This is a genomic window from Dankookia sp. GCM10030260 (genome assembly GCF_042666655.1).
GTDB lineage: Bacteria > Pseudomonadota > Alphaproteobacteria > Acetobacterales > Acetobacteraceae > Paracraurococcus.
Genome location: NZ_JBHTDE010000003.1, coordinates 714,595 through 728,684 on the forward strand (window position 1 = coordinate 714,595; position 14,090 = coordinate 728,684).

17 protein-coding genes are annotated in these 14,090 nt (G+C 70.3%); 3 read left to right on the top strand and 14 right to left on the bottom strand.

Features of this window, described 5'->3' with window-relative positions; genetic code table 11:
- Nucleotides 1-738: 738 nt before the first annotated feature.
- Nucleotides 739-921, bottom strand: coding sequence for a DUF3606 domain-containing protein (locus ACFQS7_RS14890; RefSeq protein WP_380067872.1), 183 nt, complete (start codon nucleotides 919-921; stop codon nucleotides 739-741).
- Between the two features lie 151 nt (nucleotides 922-1,072).
- Nucleotides 1,073-1,300 carry a hypothetical protein gene (locus ACFQS7_RS14895; protein ID WP_380067873.1) on the bottom strand — a complete coding sequence of 76 codons (228 nt, stop codon included), beginning with the start codon at nucleotides 1,298-1,300 and terminating at the stop codon, nucleotides 1,073-1,075.
- Between the two features lie 260 nt (nucleotides 1,301-1,560).
- Between ACFQS7_RS14895 and panE the strand changes: the two genes are divergently transcribed.
- Complete coding sequence (gene panE / locus ACFQS7_RS14900) at nucleotides 1,561-2,574, top strand: 2-dehydropantoate 2-reductase (protein WP_380067874.1); 1,014 nt, start codon at nucleotides 1,561-1,563, stop codon at nucleotides 2,572-2,574.
- A 256-nt stretch (nucleotides 2,575-2,830) separates the two neighbouring features.
- On the opposite strand, the gene ACFQS7_RS14905 is transcribed toward panE, so the two are convergent.
- The gene (locus ACFQS7_RS14905) at nucleotides 2,831-3,019 is read right to left on the bottom strand and encodes a hypothetical protein (protein WP_380067875.1); all 189 of its coding nucleotides are present in this window, start codon (nucleotides 3,017-3,019) and stop codon (nucleotides 2,831-2,833) included.
- 705 nt (nucleotides 3,020-3,724) lie between these two features.
- Here ACFQS7_RS14905 and ACFQS7_RS14910 point away from each other — a divergent pair.
- Both ACFQS7_RS14910 and ACFQS7_RS14915 read left to right on the top strand, forming a co-directional pair.
- Complete coding sequence (locus ACFQS7_RS14910) at nucleotides 3,725-4,114, top strand: hypothetical protein (protein ID WP_380067876.1); 390 nt, start codon at nucleotides 3,725-3,727, stop codon at nucleotides 4,112-4,114.
- 215 nt (nucleotides 4,115-4,329) lie between these two features.
- Nucleotides 4,330-4,572 carry a hypothetical protein gene (locus ACFQS7_RS14915; RefSeq protein ID WP_380067877.1) on the top strand — a complete coding sequence of 81 codons (243 nt, stop codon included), beginning with the start codon at nucleotides 4,330-4,332 and terminating at the stop codon, nucleotides 4,570-4,572.
- A gap of 749 nt (nucleotides 4,573-5,321) precedes the next feature.
- Here ACFQS7_RS14915 and ACFQS7_RS14920 read toward each other — a convergent pair.
- From ACFQS7_RS14920 to ACFQS7_RS14970, 11 genes are all read right to left on the bottom strand, one after another.
- Nucleotides 5,322-6,140: an SDR family oxidoreductase gene (locus tag ACFQS7_RS14920; RefSeq protein ID WP_380067878.1), complete on the bottom strand. Its 819-nt coding sequence runs from the start codon at nucleotides 6,138-6,140 to the stop codon at nucleotides 5,322-5,324.
- A gap of 390 nt (nucleotides 6,141-6,530) precedes the next feature.
- Nucleotides 6,531-6,839 carry an integrase arm-type DNA-binding domain-containing protein gene (locus ACFQS7_RS14925; protein ID WP_380067879.1) on the bottom strand — a complete coding sequence of 103 codons (309 nt, stop codon included), beginning with the start codon at nucleotides 6,837-6,839 and terminating at the stop codon, nucleotides 6,531-6,533.
- A 330-nt stretch (nucleotides 6,840-7,169) separates the two neighbouring features.
- Nucleotides 7,170-7,556, bottom strand: a complete 387-nt coding sequence (locus ACFQS7_RS14930; protein WP_380067880.1) for a winged helix-turn-helix domain-containing protein — start codon at nucleotides 7,554-7,556, stop codon at nucleotides 7,170-7,172.
- A 35-nt stretch (nucleotides 7,557-7,591) separates the two neighbouring features.
- Nucleotides 7,592-8,689 (bottom strand): molybdenum ABC transporter ATP-binding protein, encoded by a 1,098-nt coding sequence (modC, locus tag ACFQS7_RS14935; RefSeq protein WP_380067881.1) that lies wholly within the window; start codon nucleotides 8,687-8,689, stop codon nucleotides 7,592-7,594.
- Nucleotides 8,689-9,387, bottom strand: a complete 699-nt coding sequence (modB, locus tag ACFQS7_RS14940) for a molybdate ABC transporter permease subunit (protein ID WP_380067882.1) — start codon at nucleotides 9,385-9,387, stop codon at nucleotides 8,689-8,691. The genes modC and modB overlap by 1 nt, the downstream gene beginning before the upstream one ends.
- A 152-nt stretch (nucleotides 9,388-9,539) precedes the next feature.
- Nucleotides 9,540-10,346 (bottom strand): c-type cytochrome biogenesis protein CcmI, encoded by an 807-nt coding sequence (gene ccmI, locus ACFQS7_RS14945; RefSeq protein ID WP_380067883.1) that lies wholly within the window; start codon nucleotides 10,344-10,346, stop codon nucleotides 9,540-9,542.
- Entirely contained in the window at nucleotides 10,343-10,858 is a 516-nt protein-coding gene (locus ACFQS7_RS14950; RefSeq protein ID WP_380067884.1) for a cytochrome c-type biogenesis protein, read from the bottom strand. Before ACFQS7_RS14950 ends, ccmI begins: the two co-directional genes overlap by 4 nt.
- Nucleotides 10,855-11,439: a DsbE family thiol:disulfide interchange protein gene (locus ACFQS7_RS14955; RefSeq protein ID WP_380067885.1), complete on the bottom strand. Its 585-nt coding sequence runs from the start codon at nucleotides 11,437-11,439 to the stop codon at nucleotides 10,855-10,857. Before ACFQS7_RS14955 ends, ACFQS7_RS14950 begins: the two co-directional genes overlap by 4 nt.
- Nucleotides 11,436-13,400 (bottom strand): heme lyase CcmF/NrfE family subunit, encoded by a 1,965-nt coding sequence (locus tag ACFQS7_RS14960; RefSeq protein ID WP_380067886.1) that lies wholly within the window; start codon nucleotides 13,398-13,400, stop codon nucleotides 11,436-11,438. Before ACFQS7_RS14960 ends, ACFQS7_RS14955 begins: the two co-directional genes overlap by 4 nt.
- Nucleotides 13,397-13,918, bottom strand: a complete 522-nt coding sequence (gene ccmE, locus ACFQS7_RS14965; RefSeq protein ID WP_380067887.1) for a cytochrome c maturation protein CcmE — start codon at nucleotides 13,916-13,918, stop codon at nucleotides 13,397-13,399. Before ccmE ends, ACFQS7_RS14960 begins: the two co-directional genes overlap by 4 nt.
- Entirely contained in the window at nucleotides 13,915-14,070 is a 156-nt protein-coding gene (locus tag ACFQS7_RS14970) for a hypothetical protein (RefSeq protein ID WP_380067888.1), read from the bottom strand. The genes ccmE and ACFQS7_RS14970 overlap by 4 nt, the downstream gene beginning before the upstream one ends.
- Nucleotides 14,071-14,090: the final 20 nt, after the last annotated feature.

Sequence of the window (14,090 nt, forward strand, 5' to 3'; positions counted from 1 at the left end):
CGCCACGCTGGCGCTGTTGATCGGTCTCCTCTCGGGAATGAGATATTAGGCCGCGGGACACGCTTCAGCAGGTCGCTGCGGCCGATGCGGCAGCCGCGAGGGAGACGGACAGGGAGCGCGGTACGGATGGCGCGCGGTGGGTCCGCTGCCGCCGAACGACGACCGGGCCAGGACACCGGCGCGAGGCGCCGCCAACAGGGCCACCCTTCGCCGCTGGCATTCTCCAGCGTGACTGGAAGCCCTGCGGGCGTCGGCAGTGCCACCGCCTGCGTTATCGACCGCGGATCGGTGTTTCGGGCCGGCGTAGGATGCTGGGCACCGCGGGAGGAGAGCATGACGCTGGACGCTGGCTTCTTCGGGCGACGATCGCGTCCTCGCCATCCGGGACCACCTTGTGCCGCTGGTCCGCCCGAGCGGCAGCCAGGAAGTTCAGCGCGGTGCCGGGCGGCCGATTTCGCTCCAGGTCGGTCTCTGGAGCATCATCCACCGGACCCCCTTCAACGAGCTCACCGGCGGTGAGGCATCATCGCCAGGGTACCGGCACGCTCTCGAGCGGCAACAGGCGGCGCCGAGCCTGCCCTACGGCCTGGAGGCGTCGCACGACGGGAACTGGGTGCCCGGCATCCTTTGGTCGGATGACGGTACATGGGAGATGTCCCACTTTCATCGTGGCCCTTGGGGTACGATGCCCTCAGGCTGTGATGCCAGGGCCACCCTGTCCGCTTAGCTGGGCAAATCTCAGCCACCCTTTCCCAGTGCCCTGGCGACGTCGACCGCAGATGTACCGACCTCGGCGACAGCGGCTTTCAGGCGCTCCGGCGTAACCTTCCACTTGTTGCACCACCCCACGATTTCGGGTGCCTTGCTGATATCGACCTGGGCTCGTTCCCAGGATGTCGGCTTCCGCGGTGGCGCATCCATTTATCAGCATCCCGATTTGGCTTTTCATCGTCGGCCAGCGAACAATCTATCATCGCCGGACGTTTGGTGCGGGCCTGAGACGGTGAGGCGGCAACGCATCCGCGTGTGCTCGGTCGCTGCACGTCGCTACGTTACCGCCTGCCACACGCCGCTACTGACCGACTGACAGTCGCTTGCCCTGGCCCACCATCTGCACGCTGGGGGACTGCCCTTGACCGGCGGCAAGGGCCAGAAGGTCGGACGGCAGCGGCTCGATGAGCACTCCCCCGAATGCCTGACGCAGCGCGTGACGCAGCCAAGCGTCGAGCGGAGCGCCGTCCGCTTCGGCTGCTGCCTGTTCCATCCTGCGCATCGTGAACACCTCAAGCTTGTTGGCCACGAATGAGCCGCCGGCCGCGGCAGACATCCGTCCATTCGTTGCTGCAAGATCGGCGCGGCCGGTGCCGCATGGGGCACATGGATTGAAGCCGATCCGAGCATATCTCGTCGCCTGACAAACCGATGAAGAGGGGCGGCATCCCATGACATTCCCGAAATGGGAGAGGCGGGCGGCTGCTTCCATTTCGAATACGCCATCACGGGAGCAGAGGTCGCGCTGCGGGCGCTTCGTCAGGGCACCGCGGTTAGCCGTTCCGCGCCATGGCGGTGAGCGCCCGTTCAGGCATAGGCTCCCCGGCACGCGGTACCGACGTTTCGGACATCGAGGAGAATGTCATGCGGGTTCTGGTGGTCGGTGCGGGCGCCCTGGGCGGCTATTTCGGCGGCAGGCTGGTCGAGGCTGGACGCGACGTGACATTCCTGGTCCGGCCGCGCCGCGCCGAGCAGATCGCGCGCCTGGGACTGCACATCGACAGCCTGCACGGCGATGCCGACCTCAAGCCCCGCACGGTCCAGGCAGGCGGTCTGGACGGCGCCTATGATCTCATCCTGCTTGCGGTGAAGGCATATTCGCTCGATGCCGCGATGGACGACATCAATCCCGCGGTTGGGGCCGGGACCACCATACTCCCGGTTCTGAACGGCATGCGGCATCTCGATCTGCTCGCCGCCCGCTTCGGTGCGGAACGCGTGCTCGGCGGCGTGGCGCAGATACCCGCCACCCTCGGCCCAGAAGGCCAGATCGTCCATCGCATGGGACCGGACCACCAACTCATCTTCGGCGAGGTCCAGGGCGGCATTTCCACCCGCGTCGATGGCATCCTGTCGGTCTTCAGCGGGGCCAACTTCCTGCCGCGGGCCAGCAGCGAGATCGTCCAGGAGATGTGGGAGAAGTGGGTCGGTCTCGCCACCTTGGCAGGCGCAACATGCATGATGCGCGGGAGCGTCGGCGACATCCTCGCTGCCCCCGGTGGCCGCGATGCGCTGCTGGCGCTGTTCGCCGAATGCCGTGCGGTGGCGGCGAAATCCGGCCATGAGCCGCGTCCTTCGGCCATCGCGGCTGTCACCGGCTTTCTCACGAAGGAGGGCTCGCCGCTGACCGCCTCCATGCTGCGCGATATCGAGCGGCGCGGCGCGGCCGAGGGCGAGCATGTCCTGGGCGACATGGTGGAGCGGGCCGCGACGCTGGGCATCGATGCGCCGCTGCTGCGGCTGGCGCGGTGTCATGCCGGCACCTATGAAGCGCGGCGCAGACGAGAGGCCGCGGCAGGCTAGGCCGCAGCGCGGGTCACCCGCCTGACTGGCCGAACCCCGCCAGCCAGACCTGTCTCGCCTCGCTCCACAGATCGGCCGTGGCGCCTTCGCGGCCGGTGAGGAAGACGCGTCTCTGCCACCCACGGGCAAGCATCGTCGTGCGGGGGGGCGGGGGCTTGCAATCGGGATGGGACGGACCCGGGCAGGTTTGCTCGGCGCTGGCGGCGGCGCCTTCGCTCATCGGCCCGTCCCGCACCCGTCACCCGACAAAACCGGCCTACCGAGCGTCGATGTCGGCAAGGTCCAGCACAAGGCGTTCCGCCTCAAACGTCTCGGCGAGGGAGGTCAAGGTCTCCAGCCGATCGCCAGCCGGCGTGTCGCGATCGGGCTCCGACGCGACCAGGCGGCGGATTTCGCCGAGGGCATGTCGGTATTCGGCTTCGGTCACGACCTGAGCGACCAGCATGGCGGTCCATCCATGGAGAAAACAGGGGGTTGCAGGTCGATCTTCCACTATAAGTAGAAAATATACACGTTGATTTCGCAATGCAGCAGCGCTGCCATGCCCGGTGTGTCTTCCACGCATCATCGCGCGAAACCGGAGCGCCCATGGATGCTGAGTAGGTAGCAGGCGCGGGACGCTTGGCCGGCAAGGTCGCCATCGTGACCGGCGCGGGTGGCGGCCGGAGGGCGTGGGCAACGGCGGCGCTCCCGCCATCCTGTTTGCGCGGGAAGGCGCCAAGGTCGTCCTGGTAAGCCGCCGGCGCAACCGGCAGAGGAACGTGCTGAACGGATTCGAGTCGAGGGGGCCGAGGCCGAGCCGGTGGGTGATGGGGATGATGCTGCCGATCGATGGCGGTTGCCTGGCGATCCGGCAGTGGCCGTGCTGCGGCATGCGGATGTCCGCGCATCCGGTCGCCGAGAGCGTCGCCCAGGACCTCAGCCGAGGGCGCCGTCCCGCCTGCGATCAGGCGGCGGCATCGTCGGAGAGGTGTCACGTCCTTCTCACGGGCCTTCGTCGTAGCACCGTCTGCGACAACACAACCCACAGGCAATTTATCAGCATCGAAATTAATCGTGGATAATACTGCCTGCGCGCGAAAGCCGGCGGCCTCCCCCCAAGGACTACGGCTCTCGGTTTGGACAACCCCCAGTCCGGAAATCTCCCGCTATGCCCCTCGATGCCTTTCCCCTTCCGGGGCCCCGCAACCGAAATTCTCCATCCGCACTGCCGAGCCTCGATCAAGCTGAACGTGACGCGTCTGTCCATTTCGTGCCGCTGCTGCGGCAACAGTTGGCGAGCCAGCCGGCGACGAACGGCGCCATGATCCTGATGGTCAAGATGGCTGCAGACTTGAAGGGCGCCTCTGTTCGGCTCGTCCGCTCCGGAGACAAAGAGGACGCGATGGCCCCCGATGAGACGGCACTGGCCTGGGTGCTCCACGGGGTCCCACGATCGGAGGCACGTCGACATGCCTTGGCCATCCGCCTGGCCTCAGCGGCAGCGGTGTCGTGGCGGCAGCACTGCCAGATACAGCGCCTTGGGTTCCTGAATGCGTGATTGGCTTCGTTCGCCTGAAACAACCGGAGGCGGCGAACTACCGCGTCCAATCCTCGCGCAGTCCAGCCATGCACGTCGTCCAGAAGCAGCCAGAGCGGCATCGATTGCCGACGTCCAAGTCACAACGCTTGCCCTGGCCACCTCGGTTTTGTTGACCAGCACGACGCCTGGGGAGCAGCATTCCATGCCCCAAGAAAGGGGTAGGGAGATGGATGATGACACCGTCCGAGCGCGAACGGGTGAAATCCGCATTGCTGACCTATATCGGGCAGCAACACATAACCTCCCGTGACCTTGCCGCTCGAATGAAAGACGATGGCAAGAAGGTCGATCCGAAAACGCTACACCGCTTCCTCGACCGCCACCTGCTGATCGACGATTCAGTGATGGAGGTCTACCGCGCATTCGTCGACCAGCCCGGCTCGGCAGAAATCGAAGCCGGCAAAACCCATCCCTAATCGCGCTCTGGCGGTCGGGTGGAGAAACTTGCGGACGACATCATCGGCTCCGCCATGCCAGCCGACCCCTACGCCACGTCCGATCGATCCCAGCCATCCGGCCAGGGCCGCGCTTGATGCGGGCTGGACATGCCTCGGAGAAGTGGAGAGGTCCCGATGACGCAAGGCGACATCCAGGAAGCAGCAGCGCCGGTTCACGAAGGCATTTGAGGCGAGGCAGTTCATCCGGTTCGAACGACTGGCCGAACCCAGCGGGCGATCACGGGGTCGGGCTTTCGATGCTGGTGCGTCGGCTCGACCGCAGCCGGGATCACGTGGCGGAAGCGCCTGTCGGATCGACAGCGGCGGAGCTGAAGCGGCTGCGGCGGGAGAACGGGATCCTCCGCCACGCGCGGGACATCCTGACGCGCGCCACCGCTCTTGCGCCAGGAGGGAAAAGGCGACGAGCTTCAGGCTCGTTGACGCGGCGAAGAAGGGTTCCTCGTGCACCGCCAGTGCCATGTCCCTGGCGTCCCTCAAGGCGGCGACTTCGCCAGGAAGCGACGCCCGGCCTGCCGCCGCCTGCACGAGGACAGGCGCACCGCCTGCGAGACGCGCACCGACGCCACGGCCGCCATCGGCCGCCCCATCGATGGCGTCTCCAACCCCATCCGCCGTCATCGCGCGCGCGACCTCGCAAGCTCCGCACGGTTCGGGAAGATGGCTCTTACCTGCCCCGATGCCTCTCCACCAAAGCAGGGCAAGTCCACTCACGTGCCCCGCTGGAATTCCATCGGGAAGTCGGCCGAGGCGAGCGATGCGCCGCCATCGACGTAAAGGGTCTGGCCGGTGATGAACCCCGCCTGTTCGGAGCACAGCAGGGCCACGGCGTCGCCCACATCGGCCGGTGTCGTAAGGCGCCCCATGGGGACCCAGCCGGCTCCGGCCCAACCGCGCAGCGCTTCCAGCACCGCGGAAGGCAATGTGCTGAACACGCTATCGTCGGTCGCGCCGGGGCTGACCGCATTCGCCGTGATGCCGCGGCCGGCGAGGTCCCAGGCAAGGTAACGCAGCAGCGCTTCCATCGCCGCCTTGGCCGGTCCCATCGCCGCCCAGGACCGCCAGCTTCCCGTCTTTCCGCCGGGTGCATAGGTGACGGCGATGATCCGCCCACCGTGGCCCATCATTCCGACCGCCTCGCGGGCGCCGAGCAGCAGGGCAGTCGCCTGGGAGTCCATCGCAGCCCGCCAGTGCTCGGCCGTCAGGTCGAAAACCGGCTGGTAGAAGTGCTGCACATCCGGCCGGGCGTTGGCGACGAAGATGTCGAGGGAGCCAAAGGCTGCTCGCATCTCCGCGAACATTCGTGAAATATCCTCGGGTTTCGTCACATCGGCCTGGATCAGGACGGGCTCGGCGCCGCGCTCGCGCAGCAGCCGGGCGGTCTCCTCGGCAGCCTCCCTGTTCTTCTGGTAATGGACGCCGAGCCGCATGACGCCGCATCCTGCGATTTTCAGCGCGATGCCGCGTCCTATCCCGCGCGAGCTGCCGGTGATCAGAGCAGTCCGGGCTTTCACCTCGATACCCGCCATCAGACGCTTCCTCATTTTGGGCCTGCGCGCCTTCAATGAATGGCGTTCGACCAGCGCTACCCTAAGCCGCACCGCACCACCGGTTCACGCAGGAATAATGCCCGGCGGCGTACGCGCCTGGGTTGGATTCTGCGGTTCGCCTCGGCATAGGGCAGGAACGAGGACCCCGGGGTGTAGATGAAGACCGCGACGCCGGGTTTGGTCCGCGTCACCCGGCTGATCGTGCTGGTCCATGTCGCGCGGGTGACGCCGCGCAATGGCGTGGCGCCGAGGCCGGACAGGAATGCACCCGGACCGCACAAGGTACAGGCACGCCATAGCGGGGTAACCATGCGCGTTCGGCAGCACCGGCCCGCACCGCCTGCCAGTTCGCCACTGCCGGCTCGACGGTCAGCGCCACGGCCGCAGCCCTACGAGCCTCCCCCGCCGCTCGACCAAGGGATCGCGGCCCTGTTGAATGGTCGCAAGCGCGACGAGTGCAGGACGACCGGCATCGGCCGCCCGCAGGACCCGGTGATCCCCGACCTTCGCCGTGGCCCGCTTGCCATCCGCTGTGCGGGCGCGGTCCACCCAGACGGCGCGACCAGGACCGCGCAGTCGCAGCACCAGCCCCACCACCTTGGTGTCCCAGACCTCGACATGCTTGCCGGGATCGGCCCGCAACCGGCCAATGAGAGATCCGGTGACGGCAGCCCGCATGTGCTGAACTCCATCCCATAAGGTCGCGCCGATGCCGCGACCCCGCGGCAGGCTAGGGAATGCAAAGGGGAATCCATCGCGCCCATGTCGCGCCGTCGATCAGGCCCCGGTCGCGCTCGAACACCACCCCATTCTCGCCAACCAGGGCGAACCAGCCGGCCGTTCCCAGGCCGGATGTCAAGGGTTCGATTCGCCCCCCCCTCCAACGCTTTTCCCGGGCCTTCCATCTGTCGCTGCAAATCGGCTCCCGCCGCGTGGCGGATGCCAGATCCACGGAACACGATGGAGGAGTTCGGGGAGGAAACGCCTTCCTCCCCAATCGTCCTTCCCCTAGGAGCCCCTGGCCCGCCGCGCCAAGGCCAGCAGCCGCGGCTCGGCCGCGCGCTGCGCCGCCCGCTCGATCGCCCGGTAGTCCGCAACCAGGTTGCGCCCCGCATCGGTCAGCACCGCGCCGCCGCCGCGAGAGCCGCCCGCACTGCCCTGCACCGCCGGGGTCCCGAGCAGCCGGTTGGTCGCATCTACCAGATCCCAGGCGCGCTTGTAGCTCATCCCGATGGCGCGGCCGGCCGCCGAGATCGAGCCCTCGCGGTCGATCGCCTCCAGCAGCGCGATCTTGCCGGGGCCAATGCGGCCCTGCGCCAGGTCGATGCGCAGGCTCAGCACGCCGTCCCCGGCTTCGGGACCCGGAGTGGCGGATCTTGGCGTGGCGGGCTTCATCGGCGGGGAATCTAGCATCGCGGCACCGCGCCGTGTCACCCGCCGGCCGGTCCGGCGCGGTCGAAGGTGACTGCCTTCACCACCGCCCAGACCGCCATCCCCGGCACAAGGCCGAGCCGCGCCACGCTGTCGCGGGTGACGCGCGCGAGCAGCTCGCTCTCCCCCAGCCGCAGCCGCAGGAACAGCTCGTGCGGCGAGGCCGCCTCGCCGATGCCGGCCAGCACCGCCGGCAGCACGTTCTGGGTCGAGAGCTGCCGCGGCTCGGCGGTCGCCACCGCGACGTCCCGCGCCCGCAGCCGCACCCGCGCCGTGGTGCCGGGCGGCTCGTCCCGCAACGGCACCCACAGCGTGCCGCCGGCGAAGCCCAGCCGGGTCAGCCCGCGCGCCGCATCATGCGCCACCACCGTGCAGGGCAGCAGCGCGCCGGCATCCCGCCGGCCGGCCAGCGGCAGGTCGGTGCGCAGCGACAGCGCCTCCACCGTGCCCTCCGCCGCGACGCGGCCGGCCTGCAGCAGCACCAGCCGGTCGGCCAGGGCATCGACCTCGTCGAGGGCATGGGTGACGTAGAGGATCGGCAGGCCGGCGGCGGTGCGCAGCCGGGCGAGGAAGGGCAGCACCTCGGCCCGCCGCTCGGCATCGAGCGCGGCCAGCGGCTCGTCCATCAGCAGCAGCAGCGGCCGGGCCAGCAGGGCGCGGCCAAGCGCCACCCGCTGCCGCTCGCCGCCTGAAAGCTTCCCCGGCCGCCGCGCCATCAGGTGGCCGATTCCAAGCAGAGCCACCACCTCCTCGATCCCCGGCCCGGCGGCGTCCGGCGGTGCGCGGCGGAGGCCGTAGCGCAGGTTGGCCTCGACGCTGAAATGCGGGAACAGCCGCGCATCCTGGAACACCACCGCGCAGCGGCGGCGCTCCGGCGGGACGAAGACGCCGCGCGCGGTGTCGAGCAGCACCTGGCCGCGCAGCGCGACCCGGCCGGCCTGCGGCCGCAGCAGCCCGGCGACCACGGCCAGCACGGTGGACTTGCCGCAGCCGGAGGGGCCGAACAGCGCCGTCACCCCTGCCTCGGGCATGGCGAAGGCGATGTCGAGCGCGAAGCCGTCGCGGCCGAAGCGGTGGCGCAGCGCGACCTCGAGCATCAGCCGCGGCCCAGCAGCAGGTGCATCCGCCGGGCGATGAACTCCGCCAGCAGCAGGCCGCCGATCGCCAGGCCGAAGGAGAGGATGGCCAGCCGCGCCGCCATCGCCTCGCCGCCCGGGGTCTGCGTCGCGCTGTAGATCGCCAGCGGCAGGGTCTGGGTCTCGCCCGGGATGTTCGAGGCGAAGGTGATGACCGCGCCGAATTCGCCGAGGCCCGCGGCGAAGGCGGTGACCGCGCCGGCCAGGATGCCGGGCGCCATCAGCGGCAGGGTGACGGTGAGGAATCGGTCCAGCCGGCCGGCGCCCAGCGTCCGCGCCGCGGCCTCCAGCCCGGGATCGACGCCTTCCAGCCCCAGCCGCACGGAACGCACGATCAGCGGGAAGGACATCACCGCGGTGGCCAGGGCCGCGCCGCCGGTGCTGAAGACCAGGCGGATGCCGAACCAGTCGTGCAGCGGCGCGCCGATAGGCCCGCGCACGCCGAACAGCAGGAGCAGCAGCCAGCCGGTGACCACGGGGGGGACCACCAGCGGCAGGTGCACCAGCGCGTCCAGCAGCGACCGGCCGGGGAAGCGGCCGCGCGCCAGCAGCAGGGCGACGCCGATGGCGGGCAGCAGGGAGACGGCGACCGAGCGCAGCGCCACGTCGAGGCTGAGCCGGACCGCCTGCCATTCCTCCGCCGTCAGGCCCGTGTCCATGTCGTCCCCATGCAGCAAGGTTGGGGAGGGAAAAGTATTCCCTCCCCAAGCCCCACCCTTCCTTTTTGTGGGTTGGCACCTGCCGCGACGCGAGTGCCGGCTCAGAGAAATAGGGGTGGGTCCAGGGAGGATGCTTCCTCCCTGGCCTCTCCTTACGGCAGCTCACCCATCCGCCGCTCCACCATCGCCCGCCACGGCGCCTCCGCCGGCGCATCGGCGATCAGCGCCTGCCACGCCGCCCGGGCGCCGTCGTTGCGGCCGGCCTTGGCCTCGGCCAGGCCGGTGAGGAAGCGCAGGCCGATATGCCGCGGCGCCTGCGGCAGGGCGGCGGCGAGCAGCCTGCTGGCTTCCTCCGTCCGGTCCTCCTCCAGCAGCACCTGGGCGAGCTGCGCGGTCAGCTCCGCGTCGAACTTGCCGATCAGCGCGCGGCGATAGGCATCCGCCGCGGCGGGCAGGTTGCCGCGGCTGCGCTCGGCATTGGCCAGCAGCGCCCAGCCGTCGCGCGCCTGGTCGCTGTTCGGCGGCAGCTGCGCCAGCCTGGCGCGCAGCGTGCCGATCACCTCCTCGTCCCGCCCGGCTGCCTGCTGCCGCACGGCGAAGGTGGCCGAGGGCATCTCCGGGATGCCGGCGGGGAGATAGAGGCCGATCGCCAGCGCCGGCACCGCGATGAGCGCGCCGACCAGCACCCAGCGGCTGCGGCTGCCGCTCGCCGTACCGGTCTCGGCGGGGGCGGCCAGCAGCCGGCGCTGCACCTCGAGCGTCGCCGCGCGATGCGCCGCCTCGTCCAGCCGACCGGCCGTCCTCTCGCGTTCCAGCTCCGCCATCTGGGCGTGGTAGAGCGCCAGGTCGGCCTCCCGCCGGCCGCGGGTGCGGGCGGGGGCGACGATGTTGGCGGCGAGCGGCAGCAGCGCCGCCACGGCCAGCAGGCCGAGCAGCGGCCAGAAGGGAAACCAGCTCACGTCCCGCTGCCGTCCTCGATCGATCGCAGCCGCGCGCGCTCCGCAGCGGAGAGGTCAGGCGGCGCCGCCGTCGGCGCGCGGCGGCGCCGCATCGCCACGATCATCGCCAGGCCGAGGCCGAGCGCGATCACCGGCGTGCCCCACAGCAGATAGGTTTCCGGCTTCACCGGCGGCCGCAGCAGGACGAAGTCGCCGTAGCGGTCGTGCAGGTAGCCGAGGATGTCGCCGTTGCTGCGGCCGGCGGTGACCTGCTCGCGGACGATGCGGCGGAGGTCGCGGGCAAGCTCGGCGTCGCTGTCCTCGATCGACTGGTTCTGGCAGACCATGCAGCGCAGCTCGCGGCCGATCTCGCGGGCGCGTTCCTCCTGCACCGGGTCGCGCAGCATCTCGGCCGGGTCGGTGACGGCGGCGAGCGCGCCGCAGGCGAGCATCGCAGCGCCCGCCAGGGCGCCCAGCCCGGCACGCAGGGTTGGTGTGGCGGCTGCGTGCAGGGCTGCAAGCAAGCTTTTCATGCGTACCGCTTCAGCAAGGGCAGCAATTCCTGCGCCAGGGTGTCCTCGGTCAGCGGCCCGGCCCAGCGCCAGCGGATGACGCCCGTCTTGTCGATCAGGTAGGTCTCCGGCACGCCGTAGAGGCCCCAGTCGATGGCGACGCGCCCGGGCAGGTCGGTGCCGAGCCTGGCATAGGGCGTGCCGTGCTTCTTCAGGAAGGCCAGCGCATCGGCCGGCTTGTCCTTGTAGGCCACGCCGAGGACCGGGACGCCCTGCTTCGCCAGCTTCATGAGCTGCGGATGCTCGATCACGCAGGGCACGCACCAGGAGGCGAAGAAGTTGACCAGCACCGGGCCGGCGCCGCCGCGCAGGTTGGCCGAGGACAAAGCAGGGCGGTCGGCCCCTTCCAGCGGCGCCAGGGTGAAGTCGGGCGCCGGCTTGCCGATGAGCGCCGAGGGCACGCCCTTCGGGTCGTAGCTGCCCGTGCTCATGCCGCGCAGCATGGCGTAGAAGCCCGCCCCCGCGGCGGCCGCGGCGGCCAGCGGCGCCAGCAGCAGCAGCCGGCGGCGGGACGGCCGCGGCGGGAGGCTGGCTTCGCTCATGCCCGCGCCCCGGCCTTGATCGCCTTGGCGGAGGGCGCGGAAACCCGCATCCGCCGGTCGCTCAGCGACAGCCCGCCGCCCAGCGCCATCAGCCCGCCACCGAGCCAGATCCAGGGCGCCAGCGGGTTGTGGTGCAGCCGGATGATGGCGCCGCCGTCGCGTTCCTCGCCCAGCACGGCGTAAAGATCGGAGATCCATGTGGTGTGGATCGCCGCCTCGCTGGTGGTCATGCGGTTGACCGCAAAATTGCGCTTGTCGGGTTCCAGCACGGTGACCAGCCGGTCGCCGCTCCGGACTTCGAGCGTCGCGCGCCGGGCGGTCCAGTTCGGACCGGGGACGGTGCGGATGCCGGTCAGCCGGTAGTCCAGCCCGGCCAGGGTCATCGATTCGCCCGGCTTCAGCAGCGCGAGCTTGTCGGTCGCCAGCCCCATCCCCGCCAGGCCGAGGATCATCACCCCCATCCCGGCATGCGCCAGCGCCCCGCCCCAGGCGGCGCGCGGCAGGCCGCGGGCGCGCGACCAGGCCGCCTTGGGCCGGCTGAACAGCGCGATGCGGTCGGCGACATCGGCCAGCGCCGCGCCGATCGCCCAGAGCGCCGCGGCGAAGCCGACCGCCGGGCCGATCCGCCAGCCCTCCAGCGCCAGACACAGCAGGAAGGCGCCGAGGCCGAGCAGCGCCGCCCACCACAGCCGTTGCAGCGCCGGGAACAGCCGCGCCCGCTTCCAGGGCAGCATCGGCCCGAAGCCCATGGCGCCGATCAAGGGTGCCGCCAGCGGCAGGGTCGCGGTGTTGAAGAAGGGCGGCCCGACCGAGATCTTCTCCTTCAGGATCAGGTCGGCGAACATCGGGTAGAGCGTGCCGACCAGCACCACCGCGGCGATCGAGCACAGCAGCAGGTTGTTCAGCACCAGCGCGCCCTCGCGCGACAGCGGGGCGAAGATGCCCGTCGGCGTCAGCGCCGCGGCGCGCCAGGCAAACAGCAGGAAGCCGCCGCCGATGAAGATGCCGAGCAAGGCGAGGATGAAGACCCCGCGCTCCGGGTCGTTGGCGAAGGCATGGACGCTGGTCAGCACGCCCGAGCGCACCAGGAAGGTGCCGAGTAGGGACATCCCGAAGGCCAGCAGGGCGAGGAAGACGGTCCAGGTCTTCAGCGCCTCCCGCTTCTCCACCACGATGGCGGAATGCAGCAGGGCGCAGCCGGCCAGCCAGGGCAGGAGCGAGGCGTTCTCCACCGGGTCCCAGAACCAGTAGCCGCCCCAGCCGAGCTCGTAATAGGCCCACCAGGAGCCCAGCGCGATGCCAAGGGTCAGGAACGACCAGGCCGCCAGCGCCCAGGGGCGCACCCAGCGGCCCCAGGCGGCATCGACCCGGCCCTCGATCAGCGCGGCGATGGCGAAGGCGTAGGTGACGGCGAACCCGACATAGCCGAGGTAGAGCAGCGGCGGATGGAAGGCGAGGCCGGGGTCCTGCAGGATCGGGTTCAGCCCCTGGCCATCCGCCGGCGGCGGCCAGACCCGGTCGAAGGGGTTCGACGTCGCCAGGATGAAGCCGAGGAAGCCGACCAGGATCAGCGCCAGGACCGCCAGGACGCGGGCCTGCAGGGCGGAGGGCAGGTTGGCGCCGAACCCCGCCACCGCGCCGCCGCACAGCGCCAGGATCAGCACCCAGAGCACCATCGAGCCCTCATGGCTCGCCCAGGTGCCGCTGATCTTGTAGAGCCAGGGCTTGGCCGAATGGCTGTTCTGCACGACGTTGGCCACCGTGGTGTCGTTCACCAGGAAGGACCAGACGAGGCAGCCGAAGGCGGCGGCGACCGCGATCAGCGTGCCGGCGGCCAACGGCGCGGTGGCGGCCATCAGCCGCGGCTCCGCCCGTTGCGCGCCGACCAGGCCGAAGCCGACCTGGGCGACGGCAAGGGCCAGCGCCAGGGCCAGTGCGAAATGGCCGAGTTCGGCGATCATGACCCGCTCCGTCCCGTCGCCGGCTTGTGCGGCTCAAGCGTGTTCCAGGTGGAGGCCGGCGGCGCGGCGCCCTCCTTCGGGTTCCAGTGGCCGGTCTTCTTCAGCGCGTCGGCGACCTCGGGCGGCATGTAGGTCTCGTCGTGCCGGGCCAGCACCTCGCTCGCGCGGAAGATGCCGTCGGGGCCGAGCTTGCCCAGCGTGACCACGCCCTGGCCCTCGCGGAACAGGTCGGGCAGCACGCCGGCATAGGCGACGGTCACCGCATTCGGCCCGTCCGTCACCTTGAAGCGCACGTCGGGCTTGCCGTCCCCGGCCATCTCCCGGGTCACGCTGCCGGCCTCGACCAGCCCGCCGAGGCGGAAGGCGCGGCCCGGCGGCGGGGCTTCCCGCGCCAGGTCGGAGGGCGAGCGGAAGAAGACCAGGTTGTCCTGGAAGGCGGTGAGGGTGAGCGCGGTGGCGCTGCCGAGCCCGAGCCCGCACAGCAGCAGCACCCAGAGCCGCCTACGCTTCTTGGTCATGTCCGGTCCTGCATCCGTCGGGCGCGGGGGTCGAGCGCATCGAGCCGCCGCCGCGCCGCACCGAGCCGCGCCATGGTGGCGACGGCCAGCGCCGCGAAGCCGCCGAGCACCAGCCCGTAGCTGATGGTCACATGGGCCCAGTGCGCGGTCATTCCAGGTGATCCTTGGCCAT